This is a genomic window from Geobacillus sp. FSL W8-0026 (assembly GCF_037966255.1).
In the GTDB taxonomy this organism is placed as follows: Bacteria; Bacillota; Bacilli; order Bacillales; family Anoxybacillaceae; genus Geobacillus; species Geobacillus icigianus.
The window spans coordinates 55,338-78,090 of record NZ_CP150194.1; the positions used below are offsets into that span (position 1 = coordinate 55,338).

General features: G+C 53.2%; 20 protein-coding genes and 2 tRNA genes. All 22 read left to right on the forward strand.

Annotation, left to right across the window (positions count from 1 at the left end; all coding sequences use genetic code 11):
• The first annotated feature begins 129 nt into the window (after nucleotides 1-129).
• The 22 genes from glmU to ftsH all read left to right on the forward strand — a co-directional run bounded on the left by glmU (nucleotide 130) and on the right by ftsH (nucleotide 22,736).
• Complete coding sequence (gene glmU / locus NST29_RS00270; protein ID WP_033842733.1) at nucleotides 130-1,506, forward strand: bifunctional UDP-N-acetylglucosamine diphosphorylase/glucosamine-1-phosphate N-acetyltransferase GlmU; 1,377 nt, start codon at nucleotides 130-132, stop codon at nucleotides 1,504-1,506.
• A gap of 12 nt (nucleotides 1,507-1,518) precedes the next feature.
• A complete protein-coding gene (locus tag NST29_RS00275; protein ID WP_033022384.1) occupies nucleotides 1,519-2,466 on the forward strand; it encodes a ribose-phosphate diphosphokinase in 948 nt (315 codons plus the stop codon).
• Between the two features lie 76 nt (nucleotides 2,467-2,542).
• Complete coding sequence (locus tag NST29_RS00280; protein WP_033842732.1) at nucleotides 2,543-3,175, forward strand: 50S ribosomal protein L25/general stress protein Ctc; 633 nt, start codon at nucleotides 2,543-2,545, stop codon at nucleotides 3,173-3,175.
• Between the two features lie 60 nt (nucleotides 3,176-3,235).
• The gene (gene pth / locus NST29_RS00285) at nucleotides 3,236-3,796 is read left to right on the forward strand and encodes an aminoacyl-tRNA hydrolase (RefSeq protein ID WP_033842731.1); all 561 of its coding nucleotides are present in this window, start codon (nucleotides 3,236-3,238) and stop codon (nucleotides 3,794-3,796) included.
• 75 nt (nucleotides 3,797-3,871) lie between these two features.
• Nucleotides 3,872-4,102, forward strand: coding sequence for an anti-sigma-F factor Fin family protein (locus NST29_RS00290; RefSeq protein WP_033022379.1), 231 nt, complete (start codon nucleotides 3,872-3,874; stop codon nucleotides 4,100-4,102).
• A 72-nt stretch (nucleotides 4,103-4,174) separates the two neighbouring features.
• Complete coding sequence (gene mfd, locus NST29_RS00295) at nucleotides 4,175-7,708, forward strand: transcription-repair coupling factor (RefSeq protein ID WP_339232568.1); 3,534 nt, start codon at nucleotides 4,175-4,177, stop codon at nucleotides 7,706-7,708.
• A 211-nt stretch (nucleotides 7,709-7,919) separates the two neighbouring features.
• Entirely contained in the window at nucleotides 7,920-8,456 is a 537-nt protein-coding gene (gene spoVT / locus NST29_RS00300) for a stage V sporulation protein T (RefSeq protein WP_033022422.1), read from the forward strand.
• A gap of 172 nt (nucleotides 8,457-8,628) precedes the next feature.
• The gene (locus NST29_RS00305) at nucleotides 8,629-10,179 is read left to right on the forward strand and encodes a polysaccharide biosynthesis protein (RefSeq protein WP_033022372.1); all 1,551 of its coding nucleotides are present in this window, start codon (nucleotides 8,629-8,631) and stop codon (nucleotides 10,177-10,179) included.
• Between the two features lie 6 nt (nucleotides 10,180-10,185).
• Nucleotides 10,186-11,655 carry a nucleoside triphosphate pyrophosphohydrolase gene (gene mazG, locus NST29_RS00310; RefSeq protein ID WP_033022421.1) on the forward strand — a complete coding sequence of 490 codons (1,470 nt, stop codon included), beginning with the start codon at nucleotides 10,186-10,188 and terminating at the stop codon, nucleotides 11,653-11,655.
• A 2-nt stretch (nucleotides 11,656-11,657) separates the two neighbouring features.
• On the forward strand, nucleotides 11,658-11,939 hold the full coding sequence (locus NST29_RS00315) for an RNA-binding S4 domain-containing protein (protein WP_033022369.1): 282 nt from the start codon (nucleotides 11,658-11,660) through the stop codon (nucleotides 11,937-11,939).
• 181 nt (nucleotides 11,940-12,120) lie between these two features.
• On the forward strand, nucleotides 12,121-12,426 hold the full coding sequence (yabP, locus tag NST29_RS00320; RefSeq protein ID WP_033022420.1) for a sporulation protein YabP: 306 nt from the start codon (nucleotides 12,121-12,123) through the stop codon (nucleotides 12,424-12,426).
• A complete protein-coding gene (yabQ, locus tag NST29_RS00325) occupies nucleotides 12,423-13,055 on the forward strand; it encodes a spore cortex biosynthesis protein YabQ (protein WP_033022367.1) in 633 nt (210 codons plus the stop codon). The genes yabP and yabQ overlap by 4 nt, the downstream gene beginning before the upstream one ends.
• Nucleotides 13,056-13,070: 15 nt before the next feature.
• Complete coding sequence (locus NST29_RS00330; RefSeq protein WP_033022365.1) at nucleotides 13,071-13,442, forward strand: septum formation initiator family protein; 372 nt, start codon at nucleotides 13,071-13,073, stop codon at nucleotides 13,440-13,442.
• Nucleotides 13,443-13,560: 118 nt separating this feature from the next.
• Nucleotides 13,561-13,959: a S1 domain-containing RNA-binding protein gene (locus tag NST29_RS00335; RefSeq protein WP_033022363.1), complete on the forward strand. Its 399-nt coding sequence runs from the start codon at nucleotides 13,561-13,563 to the stop codon at nucleotides 13,957-13,959.
• A gap of 180 nt (nucleotides 13,960-14,139) precedes the next feature.
• Nucleotides 14,140-14,216, forward strand: a tRNA-Met gene (locus NST29_RS00340).
• Between the two features lie 15 nt (nucleotides 14,217-14,231).
• Nucleotides 14,232-14,303: transfer RNA gene (locus NST29_RS00345), tRNA-Glu, on the forward strand.
• A 196-nt stretch (nucleotides 14,304-14,499) separates the two neighbouring features.
• The gene (gene spoIIE / locus NST29_RS00350) at nucleotides 14,500-16,977 is read left to right on the forward strand and encodes a stage II sporulation protein E (RefSeq protein ID WP_033022360.1); all 2,478 of its coding nucleotides are present in this window, start codon (nucleotides 14,500-14,502) and stop codon (nucleotides 16,975-16,977) included.
• Between the two features lie 66 nt (nucleotides 16,978-17,043).
• A complete protein-coding gene (locus NST29_RS00355) occupies nucleotides 17,044-17,784 on the forward strand; it encodes a VWA domain-containing protein (protein ID WP_033022359.1) in 741 nt (246 codons plus the stop codon).
• Complete coding sequence (locus NST29_RS00360; protein WP_033842723.1) at nucleotides 17,747-18,724, forward strand: serine/threonine protein kinase; 978 nt, start codon at nucleotides 17,747-17,749, stop codon at nucleotides 18,722-18,724. Before NST29_RS00355 ends, NST29_RS00360 begins: the two co-directional genes overlap by 38 nt.
• Before the next feature lie 79 nt (nucleotides 18,725-18,803).
• Complete coding sequence (gene tilS / locus NST29_RS00365; RefSeq protein ID WP_033842722.1) at nucleotides 18,804-20,198, forward strand: tRNA lysidine(34) synthetase TilS; 1,395 nt, start codon at nucleotides 18,804-18,806, stop codon at nucleotides 20,196-20,198.
• 11 nt (nucleotides 20,199-20,209) lie between these two features.
• The gene (gene hpt, locus NST29_RS00370; protein ID WP_033842721.1) at nucleotides 20,210-20,755 is read left to right on the forward strand and encodes a hypoxanthine phosphoribosyltransferase; all 546 of its coding nucleotides are present in this window, start codon (nucleotides 20,210-20,212) and stop codon (nucleotides 20,753-20,755) included.
• Between the two features lie 94 nt (nucleotides 20,756-20,849).
• On the forward strand, nucleotides 20,850-22,736 hold the full coding sequence (gene ftsH / locus NST29_RS00375; protein WP_033842720.1) for an ATP-dependent zinc metalloprotease FtsH: 1,887 nt from the start codon (nucleotides 20,850-20,852) through the stop codon (nucleotides 22,734-22,736).
• The last annotated feature ends 17 nt before the right edge of the window (nucleotides 22,737-22,753 follow it).

Here is a 22,753-nt window from a genome sequence, read left to right on the forward strand (position 1 = left end):
TATGAGAGGGAGCTGAGGTGAAATTCACCAAGCTCTCTATTTTTTTGGCAACCGCATTGTTTCCTTGAAAAGTGAGGCCGATTCATATATATTCAATTATGGATAAAAGGGTAATTGGAGGCCTTTCACATGAATCGATATGCGGTCGTTTTGGCGGCCGGACAAGGAACGCGGATGAAATCAAAGCAGTATAAAGTGCTTCATCCCGTTTGCGGCAAGCCAATGGTTCAGCATGTAGTAGACCAAGTCTCCAAACTTGGGGTGGAAAAAACGGTTGTCGTCGTCGGATTTGGAGCGGAGCAAGTGAAAGAACAGCTTGGCTCCCAGTGTGAATATGCCTTGCAGGAAGAGCAGCTGGGAACAGCGCACGCGGTGATGCAAGCGGCTGCGCACTTGCGCGGCCTTGAGGGGATCACGATCGTGGTTTGCGGGGATACGCCGCTCATTACCGCCGAAACGATGGAAGCGTTGATCCAACATCACGTCAACGCCGAGGCGAAGGCGACGGTGTTAACGGCCATCGCCGAAAATCCGACTGGATATGGCCGCATTGTCCGCAATAAAGCCGGCCATGTCGAAAAAATTGTCGAACATAAAGATGCGAGCGAAGCAGAAAAGAGCATTTGTGAGATTAACACCGGAACGTATTGCTTTGATAACCAAACGTTGTTTCAAGCGCTTACAAACGTGACCAATGACAATGCTCAAGGGGAATATTACTTAACCGATGTGATTGAGATTATCAAAGCGAACGGCGGCGTAGTGTCCGCCTATCAGGCGCCGTCGTTTGAGGAAACGATCGGCGTCAACGACCGCATCGCTCTTGCTGAAGCGGAGCGGCTCATGCGCCGCCGCATCTGCCGCCACCACATGCAAAACGGAGTGACCATCGTTGATCCGGATGCTACGTACATTTCCGCTGATGCAGTGATTGGGCGCGATACGGTCATTTACCCTGGCACCGTGATCGAAGGCGAAACCGTGATCGGCGAAGATTGTGTCATCGGCCCTTATTCGGAAATCAGCCGCTGTATGATCGGTCATCGCACCTCGATTCGTCATTCCGTCGCTCATGACAGCGAAATCGGCTCCGATGTCACGATCGGTCCGTTCGCCCATATCCGTCCGCTGTCCAAAATCGATGATGACGTGCGAATCGGCAATTTTGTCGAAGTGAAAAAATCGACATTCGGTAAAGGAAGCAAAGCGTCGCATTTAAGCTATATCGGCGATGCCGAAGTCGGCGCTGAGGTGAATCTTGGCTGCGGTTCGATTACCGTCAACTACGATGGGGTCAACAAGCACCTCACGAAAATTGAAGATGGGGCGTTTATCGGTTGCAACGTGAATTTGATCGCGCCGGTTACCGTCGGCCGAGGTGCTTACGTCGCCGCTGGATCGACGGTCACCGACGATGTTCCCGGCCGTGCGCTCGCCATTGCCCGGGCGCGGCAGGTCAATAAGGAAAACTATGCCGACCGTCTGCCAGGCAAGAAAAAATCGTGATGGAGGTTTATCATGTCTGACTGCCAGCACCAATTAAAGTTGTTCGCCCTGAACTCCAACATGAAACTCGCCCAAGAAATCGCTGAAGTCATGGGAATGGAGCTTGGCAAATGCTCCGTTTCCCGCTTTAGCGATGGGGAAATTCAAATTAATATCGAAGAAAGCATCCGCGGCGATGATGTATTTGTGATTCAATCAACGAGTGTACCGGTCAATGAGCATTTAATGGAGCTGCTCATCATGATCGATGCGCTCAAACGCGCCTCGGCCCGTACGATCAACATTGTGATGCCGTATTACGGTTATGCGCGCCAAGACCGGAAAGCGCGTTCGCGCGAACCGATCACGGCCAAGCTGATCGCCAATTTGCTCGAGACGGCAGGAGCGTCGCGCGTCATTACGCTTGATTTGCACGCTCCGCAAATTCAAGGATTTTTCGATATCCCGATCGATCATCTGATGGGTGTGCCGATTTTAGCCGATTATTTCAAAAGCAAGCAACTGGAAGATATCGTCGTCGTTTCGCCGGATCATGGCGGTGTGACACGGGCGCGGAAGCTGGCTGATCGCTTGAAGGCGCCGATTGCCATCATCGACAAGCGCCGGCCGAGGCCGAACGTGGCGGAAGTGATGAACATCGTCGGGCAGGTGGCGGGGAAAACGGCCATTTTGATCGACGACATCATCGATACGGCCGGCACGATTACGTTGGGCGCCAACGCTCTTGCGGAACACGGAGCAAAGGAAGTGTACGCCTGTTGCACCCATCCGGTGTTGTCCGGCCCGGCGATTGAGCGCATTCAAAATTCCAAAATTAAAGAGCTCGTCGTCACCAATTCAATCGCCTTGCCAGAAGAGAAGAAAATTGATAAAATTGTAGAGCTGTCGGTGGCGCCGCTCATTGCCGAAGCGATCACGCGCGTCTATCAAATGAAGTCTGTCAGCGTCCTGTTCGACTGACAACGAAAACATGTTTATCCCTTCTTGTTTTAGGATAAAGTAATCAATAGATTCTAATTCAGGAAGGTGAGGAAACATGACGATCGTGTTGGAAGCGAAAGAACGCACAGACAAAAAACGTTCGACATTGCGCCGTATTCGTTCGCAAGGAGGCATTCCGGCCGTTTTGTACGGCAAGAAAGTCGAAAACAAAATGATCGCAGTCAGCGCCGCTGAGCTGGAAAAAGTGCTTCGCGAAGGCGGACGCACAAGCCTGCTGACGCTGAAAGTCGGCGGCCAAGATTACTCGGTGCTGCTGCGCGAGATGCAGCGCGATCCGCTGCGCGGCGAGCTGCTCCATGCCGATTTTCAAGCCGTCGACTTATCGACTGAGGTGGATATTGACGTTGAAGTGCGTTTAATCGGCGAGGCGCCTGGCGTCAAAGATGGCGGTGTGCTCCAGCAAAACTTGCATGAGCTGTCCATCCGCGTCTTGCCCGCTAACATTCCGCCAGCGATTGAAGTCGACATTTCCGGGCTGCAAGTCGGCGATACCATCACCGTTGGCGACGTGCAAACGAACGGCCAATTTGAAATTAACCATGAACCTTCCGAAGTGATCGCCACGATTTTGCCGCCGCAGCAGGAAGAAGAAATTCACAGCGGCGAACAGCAAGAGCCGGGGCGTCCTGATGCTGAGGAAGGAAGAGAGACAACGCCGGAAGAATGACAGACGTAACCGCTTCGGTTACGTCTTTTGTAGTATCATACAACGGGAGGGGCGCCAAGATTGAAACTGTTTGTTGGGCTTGGAAATCCGGGTAAAGAATACGAACAAACCCGGCATAATATCGGTTTTTTTGTCATTGATGAGCTGGCCAAACGCTGGGGGGTGTCGTTAACGGTCGCCAAGTTTCGCGGCCTGTTCGGCACGGCGGTAGTTAACGGCAAAAAAGTAGCATTATGCAAACCATTGACATATATGAATTTATCAGGGGAATGTGTCCGTCCCCTCATGGACTACTACGGCATTGCCCTCGACGATATCATCGTCATTTACGATGACCTCGACCTTCCACCGGGGAAAATCCGCCTTCGCCTCAAGGGAAGTTCCGGGGGTCATAACGGTGTCAAATCGTTGATTCGACACCTTGGCACGGAACAGTTTAAGCGCATCCGCATCGGCATCGGCCGGCCAACGAACGGGCAGCCGGTGGCTGACTATGTGCTCAGCCGCTTTACCGACGAGGAACAAGGAGCGGTGGAAACGGCAGTGCTGCGGGCAGCCGACGCGTGCGAACAGGCGTTGTCCGTGCCGTTTGCCCAAGTCATGAACGATTTTAACGAGTGAATATTTTCCTCCGAACTGGTGCACAATGTGAGTATACGATTGTGGCGGAACAGTCCAGTGAGGAGGTTGTCACAGATGGCGCTCCATTACTATTGCCGGCATTGCGGAGCAAAAGTGGGAACGATTGAGCAAATGCCGATCTACAGCGAAAAGTTGGGCTTCCATCATCTCACCGAAGAAGAACGGCTTGACATGATTTCATATGAACCAAACGGCGACATTCATGTCAAAACCATTTGTGAAGACTGTCAGGAAGCGTTGACGCGAAACCCGGAGTGGCATCAATACGAAAAATTTATTCATTAGAGCTTTGGGCGACCAAAGCGTTTTTGCGTTTGCGCCAATTCAAAACGGGCGTTGAGAGGAGGGAGAATAGGGGTGCTTTCGCTGCATCGCTATTTAGCTGAAAATCAGGATGTTCGCACCATTATCGAAGGGATTCGTGTCCGCTTAAAGGAACAGCTTGTCGCTGGGCTGTCAGGGTCGGCCCGGTCTGTTTTTATTTCTGCCCTCTATCGGGAAACGGATCGGCCGCTCTTAGTCGTCGCGCACAATTTGTTTCAAGCGCAAAAAATGTATGATGATCTCGTTGCGCTGCTCGGGCCGGACGAAGTGTTTCTCTATGCGGTCAATGAAGTTATTGCCGCGGAAATGGCGGTGGCCAGCCCGGAACTGAGGGCACAGCGCCTAGAAATTATGAACCATTGGCTGCAAGGGAGAAAAGGGGTCGTCGTCTGTCCGGTGGCTGGGGTGCGTCGTTTATTGCCGCCGCCGTCGCTTTGGAAACAATATTTGTTCACGTTTTCTATCGGACAAGAGCTTGAGTTGGAACGTTACAAACAGCTGTTTGTCGACATGGGATACAAGCGGGTCGCTACTGTTTCCGCTCCTGGAGAGTTCAGCATCCGCGGCGGCATCCTTGATATTTATCCATTGACCGCCGAGCTGCCGTACCGCATCGAGCTGTTTGATACGGAAATCGAATCGATTCGCACGTTCACCCCTGACGACCAACGTTCACAAGGGCAAATCGAGCGCATCATGGTCGGACCGGCGGAGGAAATCATTCTCGATGGCGAAACGCGGCGCCGCGGCGTGGAGCGGATTGAAGCGCAGCTTGCGGTGAGTTTGGAGAAAGTAAAAGACGAGTCGGCTAAGCAGCGGATGTACGAACAGATTCACGCGGAACTTGAACAGCTGCGCGCCGGGCAAGAAGTCGAACAACAATATAAATATATGTCGCTCTTTTATGAAAAGGCTGCCAGTTTGCTAGATTATATGCCGGAAGATGGCGTGCTCCTCATGGATGAAATGAGCCGCCTTCAAGAGGCAGCGGAGCGGCTGGAACGCGAAGAAGCCGAATGGTATACGAGCCTGCTCGAGAGCGGAAAAATGATCCATGGCGTTCCCCTTTCGCATTCCTTTTCTGAATTATTGCAAAAGCATCGATTGCAACGAGTGTATTTGTCTTTGTTTTTGCGCCATGCGCCGCATACCCATCCGCAAAATGTCGTCAATATTACGTGCAGGCAAATGCAAAACTTTCATGGCCAAATGGCGCTGCTTCAGTCGGAAATCGATCGATGGAAAAAGGCGAACTATGCCGTCGTTTTTTTGGCGCCGACTGCCGAGCGCGTGAAAAAGCTGCAATCATTGCTTCAAGATTATGAGATTGACGCGCTGCCGCTCGCGCGCGATGCAGCGCTGCTATACGGCAAATGTCAGCTCCTCCAAGGCGATTTAAACACCGGGTTTGAATTGCCGCTGCAAAAACTCGCGGTCATCACGGAAGAAGAGCTGTTCAAAAAGCGGGCGAAACGCCCGGCGCGCCGGCAGAAACTGTCCAACGCCGAGCGGATCAAAAGCTATGCCGAACTGCAAGTCGGCGACTACGTCGTCCATGTCAACCACGGCATCGGAAAATATTTAGGCATCGAGACGTTAGAAATCAATGGAGTGCATAAAGATTACATCCATATCCAGTACCAAGGCGGCGATACGCTGTACGTTCCGGTCGACCAAATGGATCAAGTGCAAAAATACGTCGGCTCGGAGGGAAAAGAGCCGAAAATTTATAAGCTTGGCGGCACGGAATGGAAAAAGGTCAAAAAGAAAGTGGAATCGTCCGTCCAAGACATTGCCGAAGACTTAATCAAGCTGTACGCTGAGCGCGAAGCAAGCAAAGGATATGCGTTTTCCCCGGATACGGAGATGCAGCGCGAATTTGAAGCGGCGTTTCCGTATCAAGAGACGGAAGATCAGCTTCGGTCGATTGAGGAAATCAAGCGTGATATGGAGAGCGACAAACCGATGGACCGCCTCCTTTGCGGCGATGTCGGCTACGGGAAAACGGAAGTGGCGCTGCGGGCGGCGTTTAAAGCCATTATGGACGGCAAACAAGTCGCCTTCCTCGTGCCGACGACGATTTTGGCCCAACAGCATTACGAAACGGTGCGCGAACGGTTTCAAGGGTTCCCGATCAACGTCGGACTGTTGAACCGCTTCCGGACGAAAAAACAGCAGGCGGAGACCATTAAAGGGTTAAAAGACGGTACGATCGACATGGTCATCGGCACGCACCGGCTGCTGTCGAAAGACGTGAAATTCAAAGATTTAGGCTTGCTCATTATCGACGAAGAACAACGGTTTGGTGTGGCGCATAAGGAAAAAATTAAACAGCTGAAGGCGAACATTGACGTGCTCACCTTAACGGCGACGCCGATTCCGCGCACGCTCCATATGTCGATGATCGGGGTGCGCGATTTGTCGATCATCGAGACGCCGCCGGAAAACCGATTCCCGGTGCAAACGTATGTCATGGAATATACCCCGGAGCTCGTCAAAGAGGCGATTGAACGCGAGCTCGCCCGCGATGGGCAAGTGTTTTTCCTTTACAACCATATTGAAGACATCGACTTGAAAGCGGAAGAAATCGCCCAGCTTGTCCCGGAAGCGCGCGTCACTTACGTGCATGGCCGCATGTCGGAAACGGAGCTCGAATCGACGATTTTGGCGTTTTTGGAAGGGCAATACGATGTGCTGGTGACGACGACGATCATCGAAACGGGCATCGATATACCGAATGTCAACACGCTCATCGTCTATGATGCCGACCGGATGGGACTGTCGCAGCTGTACCAGCTGCGCGGGCGCGTCGGCCGCTCCAACCGCGTCGCGTATGCGTATTTCACCTATCGGAAAGATAAAGTGCTCAACGAAGCGGCGGAAAAGCGGCTGCAAGCCATCAAAGAGTTTACCGAGCTCGGCTCCGGGTTTAAAATCGCCATGCGCGATTTGTCGATCCGCGGCGCGGGCAACATTCTCGGTGCCGAACAGCACGGCTTTATCGACTCGGTCGGATTCGATTTGTATTCGCAAATGTTGAAAGAGGCGATTGAAAAACGGCGCGGCATCAAGCAGGAAGATGAGCAGCCGGATGTCGTCATTGATATCGAAGTCGACGCCTATATTCCGGGCACATACATTGCGGATGAGTTGCAAAAGATTGAGATGTACAAGCGATTCAAGGCGGTCGAGACGCTTGAGGATGTCGAAGCGTTGCGAGAAGAAATGGTCGACCGCTTTGGCGATTATCCGGATGAGGTCGCCTATTTGTTCCAAATCGCCGAGATGAAAGTGCTGGCCAAGCAGTTGGGCGTTGAGTCGCTGAAGCAGCATAAGCAGCAAATTGACATCATCTTTACAGAAGAGTCATCGAAAACGGTGGAGATTCAGCGTCTGTCGGATATCGGCCGCCAACATGGGCGCCTGTTCGGGTTCGGCATGGACGGAGGAAAGCTGAAAATCGTGCTCTATATTAAGGGGATGAAGACGCACGAATGGCTGTTGATTTTAGAACAAACGCTGCGGCGGCTGTCCGGGATGGAACAAGAAAAGTCGGTGACGGCATAATCAAGAAAAAGTTTTCACATGTTTATCGTTTTCTGCATGTGGCGATAATGAAGGATGGGCAATTTTATCTAAAATGGCCAAAATCACTTTCATCACGTATAGAACGCGGATGATGAAGGATACTAATGACAGCAATGGTGAATTCCCCATGATCAAGGGTTCATCGGAGTATCCTTCAAATCCTATGATGAAAGTGAGGTCATATGAAGGCATGAAAGCAACCGGTATTGTTCGTCGCATCGACGATTTAGGAAGGGTTGTCATTCCGAAAGAAATTCGCAGAACACTGCGCATTCGTGAAGGGGATCCGCTCGAAATATTTGTTGACCGCGATGGAGAAGTCATTTTGAAAAAATATTCGCCGATCAGTGAATTAGGCGACTTTGCCAAAGAGTACGCTGAAGCGCTGTTTGACAGCCTCGGGCAGCCTGTGCTCATTTGTGACCGCGATGTGTATATCGCTGTCGCCGGTGTTTCGAAAAAGGAATATATGAACAAAAGCGTCAGCCCGTTGGTGGAAAAAGCCATGGAAGACCGTCATTCCATCCTTCATACCGAGGAAGGGGAAGTCGAGCTTGTGGATGGGATGACAGAAACGTTGAAATCATACACGATTGGCCCGATTGTCGCCAACGGCGATCCGATTGGAGCGGTCATCATTTTATCGCGCGAGAAAACCATTGGTGAAGTGGAACATAAAGCAGCTGAAACGGCGGCCAGCTTTTTGGCTCGACAAATGGAGCAATAAATGAACTGTGAGGGAAAGGCGTCCCCAACCTCGGTTGGGGCGCCTTTTTTTGCTTCCTGCTGCGCTTTTCGGCCTTCGCTTTTGTCTGTTGGACGAAAGTTGCGCTATAATATCGAGCGTAGCCGTGGCATTGGGCGGTGTCGCTCGCCCGTTGCCATCGAGGAGGAGAAAAGTGGGAAACGCATGGAAAGGAGCGGCCGTTTTGACCGCGGCTGCTTTGGTCACCAAACTATTGAGCGCCTTGTATCGCATTCCGTACCAAAATATGGTTGGCGATATCGGTTTTTATATTTATCAACAAGTATACCCGATTTATGGCATCGTCGTCGCCCTCTCGCTGACCGGCTATCCGGTCGCTGTCTCCCGGCTCATTGCCGAACGAAGGGCGGTGCCGGATGCGGCGGGGGCGGCCGCTGTCGGTCGCGCTGCCTTATTCGTGCTCGGGGCGATCGGGGCGGCGCTGTTTGCTTTGTTGTATATCGGGGCGGAGACGGTGGCTTTATGGATGGGGGACCGGCGGCTGGAACCGCTTTTGCGGCAGCTTTCTTTTTCCTTTTTGCTCTTTCCACCGCTCGCTTGGTTGCGCGGATATTTTCAAGGCCGGCATGACATGGCGCCGACGGCGATGTCCCAGGTGGTGGAGCAGTCGGTGCGAGTGACGGCGATTTTAGGGTTGTCGTATTGGGTGTTGCGGCGCGGCGGCGGCGATTACGCCTGCGGCATGGCGGCTATAGCTGGCACGCTCGCCGGCATGGTGGCGGCGCTGTTCGTTTTGCTTTGCTTTCTCGTCCAGCGCAGGCCGCAGGGCTGGAGAGAGCCCGCGCCGCCGGCTTTGACCCGACGTTTTGCCCGCCATCTGTTAACGGCCGGCTCGCTCGTCTGTTTGACGAATATGGCGTTGACACTCATTCCACTTGTTGATTCGTTTTTGTTCGTCCCGCTTCTCAAAGAGGCGGGGACAAAGCTGAATGAGGGGCAATGGCTGAAAGGAGTATACGACCGCGGACAGCCGCTCATTCAGCTCGGCACGGTGGTCGGCACGTCGTTTTCATTGGCGCTCGTTCCGTTGATTTCGGGCGCGCGCCGGCCGGACGACGCGACCGCTCATGGAGCGTTGGCGATCCGGATTGCCGCCGTCATCGGCGCCGGTGCTTCGCTCGGGCTCGTTTGTCTTATTCGCCCGATCAATCAAATGTTGTTTGAAAACACTCACGGCTCGCTGCTTCTTGCCGTGCTGTCCGCCTCTGTCTTTTTCACCACCATCGCGCTGACCGCTTCAGCGCTCCTGCAAGGAATCGGAAGGGAGCGGATCGCGGCTGTTGGAGTAGCGATCGGGGTGGCGGGAAAAATGGCGCTCATGCATTGGTTTGTGCCGCTGTGGGGGGCGCTTGGTGCGGCTGCCGCTACGACGGGGGCCTACGCGCTGATGGCCGCCTTTTTGTACGCGGCGTTGCCGCGTGAGTACCGGGCGGCCGGCTATCGCTGCGCGTTTCCGATCGTGAAGGCGGCAGCGGTGATGGTCATTGTGCTCCGAGGTTATCTATGGGTGTTGACGTCTGCTTTTGGAGGACGTCTATGGGCGGCGGTCGCAGCGCTTGGCGGCTCCGCCATCGGCGCGGCCGTGTATGTGGCGTGCATCGTGAAAAGCCGCGCGTTTTCTGAACGGGAATGGTCGACGCTACCGTTTGTCAGCTCATTTCGCTTACGGATAGGAGGAAAGTGAGTGGCGATGAATACGATTCATGTTTTCGGGCTCGGCGCCGGGGATTTTGAACAGCTCCCGGTCGGCGTTTATCGAAAGCTGAAGCGGGCGCATCCGCTCTTTTTGCGAACGAAGGAACACCCGGCTGTCCAAGGGCTGAGAGAAGAAGGAATCGCGTTTGTGTCATTTGATGATGTGTATGAAAAGCACGGGCAGTTTGCCGATGTGTATGCAGAAATCGCCAAGCGATTGACGGACGAAGCGAAGCGCGGCGATGTGTTTTACGCCGTCCCCGGCCACCCGCTCGTTGCCGAACGGACGGTACAGCTTCTGTTTGAAGCGGAACAGAGCGGCGCCTGCCGGGTGGTCATTGAAGGCGGGCAAAGCTTTTTGGATGCTTTGTTTGCCGCGTTGCGCATTGATCCGGTTGACGGATTTCAATTGCTTGACGCGACCGCTTTCCGCGGTGACGAGTGGTCGCCATCGCTTCACGCCGTCTTTTGCCAAGTCTATGATTCGTTCGTCGCTTCGAATGTGAAGCTGTCTTTAATGGAACAGCTTCCCGACGAGTATCCGGTCTATATCGTCACCGCAGCGGGAACGAAAGCGGAGCAGGTGAAACGCGTGCCGCTCTACGAACTAGACCGGCAGACAGCGCTCGACAATTTGACAAGCGTTTATGTCCCGCCGGTCCAAGATGAATCCCTTCTTTATCACCGGTTTGAGACGCTGCGCCGCGTCATCGCTGCACTGAGGGGGCCGAACGGCTGTCCGTGGGATCGGAAGCAGACGCATGCCTCATTGAAACGTTATTTGCTAGAGGAAGCGTATGAACTGCTGGAAGCGATTGATGAAAACGACGATGACCATATGGTCGAAGAGCTCGGCGACGTGTTGCTGCAGGTGATGCTTCATGCGCAAATCGGCGCTGACCGTGGACAGTTTTCGATCGATGACGTGATCCGCACGTTGACGGCCAAAATGATTCGTCGCCATCCGCACGTATTTGGTGATGCGACGGCCGAGACGGCGGAACAAGTGGTTGAGAATTGGGAAGCGATCAAGCAGAAGGAAAAAGGGAGCGAGAGGGCGAAATCGATCTTGGCTGATATTCCAAAAAGCTTGCCGGGGACGATGCGGGCGTACGAACTGCAGAAACAGGCAGCCAAAGCCGGATTTGACTGGGACGATGCCGCTCCGATATGGAAAAAAGTCGAAGAAGAAATGGCTGAATTTCGCGCGGCAGCGTCCGGCGCCCGCCGGAACGAGCTGATCGGAGAATTCGGCGATTGGCTGTTTGCCCTTATCAATCTCGCCCGCCACTATGACATTCAGCCGGAAGAAGCGTTGCAAATGGCGAATGATAAATTTGCTCGCCGCTTTGCTTACATCGAGGAACAAGTGCGGAAAAGCGGCCGGCCGATCGCTTCATTTTCGCTCGCTGAGCTCGATCGTTTTTGGGATGAAGCAAAAGAACAAGAACGGCAGGAGGGATGATCATGCGCTTGGATAAGTTTTTGAAAGTCTCCCGGCTCGTAAAGCGCCGCACGCTCGCCAAAGAAGTGGCAGATCAAGGGCGGGTATGGATTAACGGCCATGTCGCCAAGGCGAGTTCGGACGTCAAAATTGGCGATGAACTGACGATTCAATTCGGGCAAAAACGGGTAACGGTAAAAGTGACCGCAGTCAAAGAAACAGCGAAAAAAGAGGAGGCTGCCGAACTGTACGAACTCATTCGCGAAGAGCGGACCGCCCCCGAACCGGAACAGGATGACGTCTAATTTGGTTTGAAGCTGAAACGCCTTGACGGAATTGACGAACGAGCCGCCCGAACCGGAACAGGATGGCGTCTAATTTGGTTTGCAGGCTTGTTCTAAACCGTCCCCCGCTGACATACATATGGTACAAACAGCGAATGTGCCGGCTTTCATGACCAATATGGAAATGCGGGGGATGATGAGCATGAATCGACATGATGAATTTAGCACAAACGCGAATAAAGGTCCGGTCCAAGAACATGATGTGATCATGCGCGGCCGGCGTCTTCTTGACATCACCGGGGTGAAACAAGTCGAGAGCTTTGACAATGAAGAGTTTTTGCTTGAAACCGTCATGGGCTTTTTGGCCATCCGCGGGCAAAACTTGCAAATGAAAAATTTGGACGTGGAAAAAGGCGTCGTTTCGATCAAAGGCCGCATTTTTGACCTTGTGTATGTAGACGACCATCAGGAGAAGGCTAAAGGGTTCTTTAGCAAGTTGTTCAAATGAGCATAAGCATCCAGTTTTACACCATGCTGGCGATGATCGGCATGGGGGGCTGGATCGGCATGGCGTTCGATACGTACAGCCGCCTTTTCAAGCGGCATGAGCGGGCGCATTGGCTCGTGTTTGTGAACGATGTGCTGTTCTGGGTCGTGCAGGCGCTGTTCGTGTTTTATGTGCTGCTGCTCGTCAATGAAGGCGAGCTTCGCTTTTATTTGTTTCTCGCTCTTTTGTGCGGGTATGCCGCCTACCAAAGCTTGCTCCGTTCATCGTATGTTCGACTGTTGGAGCGGCTCATTTGGTTGGCGGCAAGGATTGGACAGGCGCTTGCTGAACTGTTCCGCGCCGTCGTCGTTCGCCCGCTCGTTTTCGTTGGACAGATCGGACTTGCGCTGCTTTTGTTTGTTTTTCGGCTGCTCGTTTGGGCGACCCGGTTCGGCCTGCTCGCCGTCTGGAGGACGATTCGGTTGCTGCTCGCCCCGTTCGTTTGGGCGGCCATGAGCATTTGGCGCCGCATGCCGCCTCCCGGACGGGCGATGGTGGCAAAAATTTTGCGCCCTTTCAAAGGATTTGCTGGACAAATCGAGAATACAAAAGAGAAAATAGGCATGTGGCTTGCGAAATGGCGAAAGTAAAGAGGTGCAAAGGCAATGAACGTGCCCCGAAACATGAATGTGACAAAGCTCTCATCAATGTACACGGCTAAGCAGGAGGAGAAAAAGCAGCGGGCGGCAAGAAGGCGGAAAGCGGTGGCCGTACGCTTGGCCTTTTGGTCCGTATTGTTGGCATTGCTCGCTTCCAGTCTCATGTATTTGTTGCACTCCCAAGCGAAAGCGATCGATGCGAAACGGACGGAAGAGCGAAAGATGCAAGAGCAGCTGGCGGAGCTTCAGCGGCAGGAGCAGCAGCTGAAAAAAGAGATAAAAAGGCTGCATGATGATGACTATATCGCTGAGCTAGCGCGAAAAAAATATTACTTATCGAAAGACGGAGAAATCATTTTCGTCCTGCCGGAAAAATAATGGTGTTCATCCATGCCCGTTTTATACGGGCGTTCGTCATATTGACACGCATTTTTCCCATTCGCTATAATGAAAGAAACATCATATTTCAAGCGTTTTAAGGAGGAGCACTTTTTTTATGTCGATTGAAGTAGGCAGCAAGTTACAAGGCAAAGTCACAGGCATTACGAAATTTGGGGCGTTTGTGGAGCTGCCGGAGGGGGTCACGGGACTCGTTCACATTAGCGAAGTGGCCGACAACTATGTCAAGGACATCAACGACCATTTAAAAGTCGGCGATCTCGTGTACGTGAAAGTGATCAACGTCGGTCAAGATGGAAAAATCGGCTTATCGATTCGCAAAGCCAAAGACACGCCTTCTTCGCAGCGGCCGCGCCATCGAGGCCACGATCGCTCCGCAGCGGACAGCCTTGAACAAAAAATCAGCCGTTTTTTGAAAGAGAGTGAAGATCGGTTGGCATCGCTGCGCCGTCATACCGAATCAAAGCGGGGAGGTCGTGGGGCGAGACGAGGGTAACTTGCTGCTGAAAGACCGCGATAAGAACGATCACGAAACGCGGAATCTACAAGCATCCATCGGATATGGATGCTTTTTGTTTCGCATGGCCAACAACAGGATGTATTTTCCGCTCGTCTTTTTCGCTTATGTGTATTGACAACGGTCGTCTTCTTCGTTATGATAGTAACTGTTGCACGAGGCGGTGTAGCTCAGCTGGCTAGAGCGTACGGTTCATACCCGTGAGGTCGGGGGTTCGATCCCCTCCACCGCCACCAAATCTCATACAAAACGGCCCGTTGGTCAAGTGGTTAAGACACCGCCCTTTCACGGCGGTAACACGGGTTCGAATCCCGTACGGGTCATAGAAAACGAGCATGCGCTAGCAAGCGACATGCTCGTTTTCTTTTTTGTCTTCTGCTGTTGGAAGAGGGGCATCGGCGGCGGTTTTCCGTAGAAACCGTCGAACGATTTTTCATTTTTCTCTTTTGTTTTGACAAATTTCTGACAATTGAAGCGATATAATAGGGGGTAATAGAAAGGAAAAGGAGAGGATCGGAAATGGAAAGAGCGGAAAGAGGGACGGTGCGTCGCATTTCGGAAGTGCCGATGAGCGAAACGCAGGCGACGGTGTCGCGTTGGATGCGTCATGTGAAGTTGCGTCTTGGCCATCTGTTCGTTCATCAAGGTTTTTTGCTTCTTCTTGTCGGCTTTTTGCTTGGACGAGCCCTCATCTTATCAAAACTGACACCGTTTGCCTTGCCGTTTTTTGTGTCGGTCTATATGCTGCGCCGTGACAAGGCGGCTTTTGCTTTCGTTTCTTTGCTGGCCGGCGCTTTGACATTGTCGTTTGACGCTGCGCTGTTTGTCGGCTTGTCCATGTTTGCGTTCCTGCTGATTTATGGCTGGGTGCGAAAGGTGATTAGCGAGTCGCTGAAAATCGTTCCGTTTGTCGTATTTGTGCTGTCGTTTTCCGCTAAATGGCTCATCTCTTATTATTGGCTTGGGGAGCGGACGGCTTACGACGTGGCGATGGCTGTGGTCGAAGCCGGGCTGTCGCTCGTCTTGACATTGATTTTCATGCAGAGCATTCCGCTGTTGGCTGCGCGGAAACATCGACATACGCTGCGCGCGGAAGAGATCATTTCCTTGATTATTTTGCTCGCCTCCATGCTGACGGGAATGATCGGCTGGACGCTGTCGGGGTTGGCGCTCGAGCATGTGGCATCGCGCTATCTCGTGTTAGTATTTGCGTTTGTAGCTGGAGCGGCGACCGGCTCGACCGTCGGCGTCGTCACCGGTCTCGTTTTGAGCTTAGCCAATGTCGGCAATTTGTCAGAAATGAGCTTGCTGGCGTTTGCGGGGTTGCTTGGCGGGCTGTTGAAGGAGGGGAAAAAGCCGGGGGTTGCGCTCGGCCTACTCATTGCCACCTTATTGCTCGGCTTGTACGGATCAGGGAAGGCGGAGATCATGCCGACGCTTTTGGAGTCGCTCATCGCTGCCGCGCTGTTTTTCGCCACCCCCCGTTCGCTGACGGAGAAAATGGCGAAACACATCCCTGGTACCGCCGAATATGTGAACGAACAGCAGCAATACGTCCGCAAAATTCGCGATATGACGGCACAGCGCGTTTATCAGTTTTCGAACGTCTTTCAGGCGCTGGCGGAAAGTTTTTCCCCCGAGCCATTAAGGGAGGCGGCTGAATATGAGGAGCGCGAGGTCGATTACTTTCTCAGCGACATTACGGAAAAGACATGCCAAACGTGCTTTAAGAAAGCGCAATGCTGGGCCGACAACTTTCCTACGACGTATACCTATATGAAACAAATGATGCGTGAAGCGGATGAACAAACGATCGGACAAAACCAGTCGTTGATGCGCGAGTGGGAGCGGTACTGCGTCAAGGCGGGCAAAGTCGTTGATGCCATTGAAAAGGAAATGATCACCTATCAGGCGAACCGCAGGCTCAAACGGCAAATCCATGAAAGCCGGAAACTAGTGGCGGAGCAGCTGCTAGGCGTTTCACAGGTCATGGATGATTTCGCCAAAGAAATGCAAAAAGAACAGGAAAATCATTACTTGCAGGAAGAACAAATTTATCACGCGCTGCAAGAGTTTGGCGTCGAAGTCGGACATGTTGACATTTACAGTTTAGAAAAAGGAAATATCGACATTGAAATGAGCATTCCGTATTGTGAAGGGCGCGGCGAGTGCGAAAAGCTGATCGCCCCGATGCTGTCCGATATTCTCGGCGAGACGATCGTTGTCAAGCGCGAGGAGTGCGCCGCCTATCCGAACGGGTATTGCCGCGTCGCTTTCGGTTCGACAAAGGCGTTCGTCGTCGAAACGGGCGTCGCGTTCGCGGCAAAAGGCGGAGGGTTCATTTCCGGTGACAGCTATGCGACGATTGAGCTTGCGACCGGCAAATACGCGGTCGCCATCAGCGACGGCATGGGCAACGGCCAGCGGGCGCATTATGAAAGTCGCGAAACACTGCGCCTGTTGCAAAAAATTTTGCAGACGGGAATGGATGAATCGATTGCGATTAAGTCGATCAATTCAATCTTAGCGTTGCGGACGACCGAAGATATGTATGCGACGCTCGATTTGGCAATCATCGACTTGCAAGACGCAACGACCAAGTTTTTGAAAATCGGTTCGACACCGAGCTTCATTAAGCGCGGCAACAAAGTGATGAAGGTGGAAGCGAGCAATTTGCCGATGGGGATTATTAAAGAAGTGGAGTTTGACGTGGTCACCGAGCAGCTGAAATCCGGCGATTTGCTCATTATGATGAGCGACGGCGTGTTCGAAGGGCCGATCAACGTGGAAAACCACGATCTATGGATGAAGCGGAAAATTCAAGAATTGAAAACGAACGATCCGCAGGAAGTGGCCGATGTGATTATGGAGGAAGTGATCCGGCAATGCGGAGGGGAAATTGAAGATGACATGACGGTCGTCGTTGCCAAAGTCCGGCACAACACCCCGAAATGGGCGACCATTCCCGCTTATATGTACATGAAAAAGGCGCAGTAGTCGGGGTATAAAAACCGTTCCCCGCGGCGATGATGGTAATACATTCGTCAAGGAGGGGGAACGAACGTGCGAACAGGAACATTGCGGCAAATTTTGCTCATTACCGATGGTTGTTCCAATCATGGCGAGGACCCGGCCGCCATGGCGGCGCTCGCCCGCGAGCAAGGGATTACCGTGAACGTGATTGGCGTGTTGGATCAAGATACCATCGATGAAAACGGCCGCCGGGAAATCGAGGCGATCGCGGCCGCCGGCGGCGGGATGAGTCAAATTGTATATGCGAAGCAGCTGTCGCAGACGGTGCAAATGGTGACGCGCCAAGCGATGACCCAGACGCTGCAAGGGCTCGTCAATCGCGAGCTGAAACAAATTTTAGGCTCGAACGCTTCGCTCGAGGATTTGCCGCCGGACAAGCGCGGCCAAGTGATGGAAGTCGTCGATGAGCTCGGGGAAACGGTCGCGCTTGAGGTGCTGATTTTAATCGACACAAGCGGAAGCATGAAAACGAAACTGCCGACCGTCAAGGAGGCGCTCGTCGATTTGTCGCTCAGTTTAAACGCGCGCATGGGCGCCAATCGGTTTTCGGTCTTGATTTTCCCGGGAAAACGATCGCATGTGGAAAAACTGGTCGACTGGACGCCGAGAATGGAGGAGTTATCGGCGATTTTTCCGAAGCTGGCATCGGGCGGACTGACGCCGACCGGGCCGGCGCTGCGCGAAGCGATCGCCTATTTTGAGCGAAAACGGTCGCTAAGGAGCTGGATCGGCCATGGCGATGAGCCATACGTGGAAGAGTCATCTTTGTAGCTTGCCGCCGGGTACGATCATCACCGGCAAATGGCACGGCCATTCGTATCGGCTGCTGCGGCGGCTTGGCAGCGGGGCCAACGGCGTCGTCTATTTGGCGGAGAACGGGCGGAATCGGGTCGCTGTCAAATTGAGCGATGATTACGCGTCATTGGCGTCGGAAATGAATATATTGCGCCGCTTTTCCAAGGTCCAGGGAGCCGCCCTCGGGCCTTCTTTGCTGGAAGCCGATGACTGGCCGAGCCCATTCGCCCGAGGCACGATTCCGTTTTACGTCATGGAGTATATTGAAGGAGAGCCGTTCGCGGTTTTTGTTCGCCGCCACGGAAAAGAGTGGGCGCCCGTGCTGCTCGTGCAGCTGTTGTCGGTGCTCGAGCGGCTGCATGAAGAAGGCTGGGTGTTTGGTGATTTAAAGCCGGACAATGTAATGGTCACCGGCCCTCCGCCTTCGGTTCGGCTGTTGGACGTAGGAGGAACGACGCTGCAGGGCAGGGCGGTCAAAGAGTTCACCGAATTGTACGACCGCGGCTACTGGGGGCTTGGATCGCGCAAAGCCGAACCGTCGTACGACTTGTTTGCCGCCGCCATGGTGATGATCGTTTCTTGTTCCCTAGGTCCGATAGAAAAAAAGGGGAACGGACGGGCGCAGCTTTTTGCCCTCATTGAAGCGGACCGTTTTCTTTCACGCTATAAGGAAGTGCTGCAAAAGGCGCTTGACGGCCGATATGCAAAGGCGGCCGAGATGCGCCGCGACTTATTGGCCGCTTCCGCGCATCGGCCAACCACCCACAACGTTCGTCGCCAGACAGCGCCGAGCCGCCGACCGAGCCGGCGAACGAATAGGCGCCGCAAAGCGAGAGGGGTAGTGGAGACCGTCCTGATTGCCGCCTTATTGCTTGGCCTCTATGGTTTTTATATTTATCGGCAGCTGTCAATGTAACGATCAGCAAACGGAAGTTTTGAGAAAATAAGATGAACGTGTTACGATGAAGCTAAAAGGGTGAAGAAGGGTTTTATCGATGATCGAAAAAGTGCGTGCGTTTATCGACAAGCATCGGCTGCTTGCCGAAGGAACGACGGTCATTGTCGGCGTCTCCGGGGGGCCTGATTCGCTCGCGTTGCTGCATGTTTTGCTTTCGCTTCGCGGCGAGCGGAAGCTGCGGCTTGTCGCTGCCCATGTCGACCATATGTTTCGCGGCCGGGAATCAGAAGAAGACATGGAGTTTGTGAAACATTTTTGTGCCCAGCATCGTATTGTATGTGAGGCGGCGCAAATCGATGTTCGAGCGTTTCAGCGGCGCATGGGCATGGGCGCCCAAGAAGCGGCGCGCCGCTGCCGTTACGATTTTTTTGCCAAAATGATGGAAAAACATCGGGCTCAGTACCTCGCGTTAGGCCATCATGGCGATGATCAAGTCGAAACGATTTTGATGCGGCTCGTCCGCGGCAGCACGAGCAAAGGGTACGCCGGTATACCGGTGAAGCGGCCGTTTCAAGGAGGCGATCTCATCCGCCCGCTTTTGGCCGTCAGCCGCGCCGAAATCGAAGACTATTGCGCCAAAGAAGGATTGGCCCCGCGGCGCGATCCGAGCAATGAAAAGGACGACTATACGCGCAATCGGTTCCGTCATCATATTATCCCGCTGCTGCGGCAGGAAAATCCGCGCCTGCACGAACGCTTTCAGCAATATAGCGAGATGATGGCGGAAGATGAACGGTTTTTAGAGGAATTGGCGTCAGAGGCGCTGAATAAAGTAATGGAAAACGAGCTTGGCGATGTCGTGCTTCGCATCGGCCCGTTTTTGGCGCTGCCCCGACCGCTGCAACGCCGGGCGCTGCAAGAGCTGCTACTTCGTCTTTATGGCGGCGTTCCGCCAGCGTTGACATCTGTACATATCCATCATATACTGATGCTTTGTGAAAGCGGCCAACCTTCCGGGACGCTTGATTTGCCGCAAGGGCTGCAAGCGGTTCGTTCGTATGACCGCTGCTTGTTCACCTTCGGCCAAAAACCGTGCGGAAAAGGGTATCGGTTCGAGCTGCCCGTTCCGGCGCGATTGCCTCTCCCAAACGGGCGCGCAATTGTCAGTGAATTTCGGGAACACTATCCGGGAAAGCAGGCGGGCAAAGACGTGTTCATCATCGATCCCGCTTCCATCGCGTTGCCGCTTTACGTGCGGACGCGCCGTCACGGCGACCGCATGGTGCTGAAAGGAACGGGAGGGACGAAAAAGCTGAAGGAAATTTTCATTGAAGCGAAAGTTCCGCGGATGGAGAGGGATTGCTGGCCGGTGGTGGAAGATGCCGACGGCCGCGTCCTTTGGGTGCCCGGCCTGAAAAAGTCGGCTTTTGAAGCGAAAAACCAAGGGAAAGGCCCATATATTTTGTTGCACTATCAGGCGATGAACAGCTAGGAGGAAAAAAGATGGGGATGAAAGACGATATCCAAGAAGTGTTGATTACGGAAGAGGAAATTCAGGCAAAAGTCAAGGAACTTGGCCGTCTGTTGACCGAAGAATATGAAGGCCGTTTTCCGCTCGCTGTCGGCGTCCTCAAAGGAGCGATGCCATTTATGGCCGATTTGCTTAAGCATATCGATACATATTTGGAAATGGATTTTATGGATGTGTCAAGTTACGGCCATGCGACGGTTTCATCCGGCGAAGTGAAAATCGTCAAAGACTTGAACACGTCAGTGGAAGGGCGCGACATTTTAATCATTGAAGACATTATTGACAGCGGGCTGACGCTCAGCTATCTCGTCGATTTGTTCCGCTACCGGAAGGCGAATTCGATCAAAATCGTCACGCTTCTTGACAAGCCGTCTGGGCGGAAGGCGAACATTCAAGCCGATTACATCGGATTTACCGTCCCGGATGAATTCGTCGTCGGCTATGGGCTCGATTACGCGGAAAAATACCGCAACCTCCCGTTTATCGGCGTCTTGAAGCCGGAAGTGTACCAGAAGTAGAACCGTTGTTGCGCGCCGGCCGAATTGTTTGTATTTCAGCAAATTTCTATGATAGTATTGAGTATAGTGTGTTTCATATGGGAGGAGGCAAGCAATGAACCGCATTTTGCGCAACACCATCTTTTATTTGCTGATTTTCCTCGTCGTGATCGGCGTTGTCAGCTTTTTTAACGGAACGAATCAGCGGACGGAGCCGATGACGTACGATAGGTTTATCACTCATCTGGAAAACGGGGATGTCGAATCGTTTTCCATTAAGCCGGAGCGCGGCGTATATGAAATTAAAGGTCGATTGAGAACATATAATGAGGGGCAGTATTTTTCCACCTATGTCGTGAATAGCGATAAAGTGCTTGACCGCATTGACGCTGCGGCGGCGCGAACGCGGGTGGAAGTGGTGCCGGCGGATGAAACGAGCGGATGGGTGACGTTCTTTACCTCCATCCTCCCGTTTGTCATCATGTTTATTTTGTTTTTCTTCTTGCTGAATCAAGCGCAAGGCGGTGGCAGCCGGGTGATGAATTTCGGCAAAAGCCGGGCGCGGCTGTATACGGATGACAAGCGGAAAGTCCGTTTCCGTGATGTGGCTGGGGCGGACGAGGAAAAAGAGGAACTCGTCGAAATCGTTGAGTTTTTGAAAGACCCGCGCAAATTTGCGGAGCTCGGCGCCCGCATTCCAAAAGGAGTGCTGCTTGTTGGACCGCCGGGGACAGGGAAAACGCTGCTGGCGCGCGCGGTCGCAGGGGAGGCGGGCGTGCCGTTTTTCTCGATCAGCGGGTCGGACTTTGTAGAAATGTTCGTCGGGGTCGGCGCCTCGCGCGTGCGCGACTTATTTGAAACGGCGAAAAAAAATGCGCCGTGCATCATCTTCATTGATGAAATTGACGCCGTGGGCCGCCAGCGTGGCGCCGGTCTTGGCGGCGGCCATGACGAGCGCGAGCAGACGCTCAACCAACTGCTTGTTGAAATGGACGGCTTTAACGGCAACGAAGGGATCATTATTATCGCGGCGACGAACCGACCGGACATTTTGGACCCAGCGCTGTTGCGTCCGGGCCGTTTCGACCGGCAAATCACTGTCGACCGGCCGGATGTCAAAGGGCGCGAAGCGGTGTTGCGCGTGCATGCCCGCAACAAGCCGCTCGATGAATCGGTTGACTTGAAGACGATCGCCATGCGGACACCGGGATTTTCCGGCGCCGATTTGGAAAATCTGCTCAATGAAGCGGCGCTTGTAGCTGCGCGCCGCAACAAAAAGAAAATCGATATGAGCGATATCGATGAGGCGACGGACCGGGTAATTGCCGGACCGGCGAAGAAAAGCCGCGTCATTTCCGAAAAAGAACGGCGCATCGTCGCGTTTCACGAGGCCGGCCATACGGTGATCGGCATGGTGCTCGCCGATGCGGAAATGGTGCACAAAGTGACGATCGTTCCGCGCGGCCAAGCCGGCGGCTATGCGGTCATGTTGCCGAAAGAAGACCGCTACTTTATGACGAAAGCCGAACTCATGGATAAGATCACCGGGTTGCTCGGCGGGCGCGTTGCCGAGGAAATTGTGTTCAACGAAGTAAGCACCGGAGCCCACAACGATTTCCAACGGGCGACGAACATCGCGCGCCGCATGGTGACGGAGTTTGGCATGAGCGAAAAACTCGGACCGCTTCAATTTGGCCAACCGAGCGGGCAAGTGTTTTTAGGCCGCGATTTGCATAACGAACAAAACTACAGCGACAAGATCGCGTATGAAATTGACCTAGAGATTCAACGCATCATCAAGGAATGCTACGACAAAGCGAAACAAATTTTGACCGAGTACCGGGATAAATTGGATTTGATCGCCAATACCTTGTTGGAAGTCGAGACGCTCGATGCCGAACAAATCAAGCATTTGTTTGAACACGGCACGTTGCCGCCAGATCGCAAAGGGCGCGATGAGACCGTGGATGTCAAAATCAACATTCAAAAGAAAGACGAATGAGAGCGGATGTCTCTGTT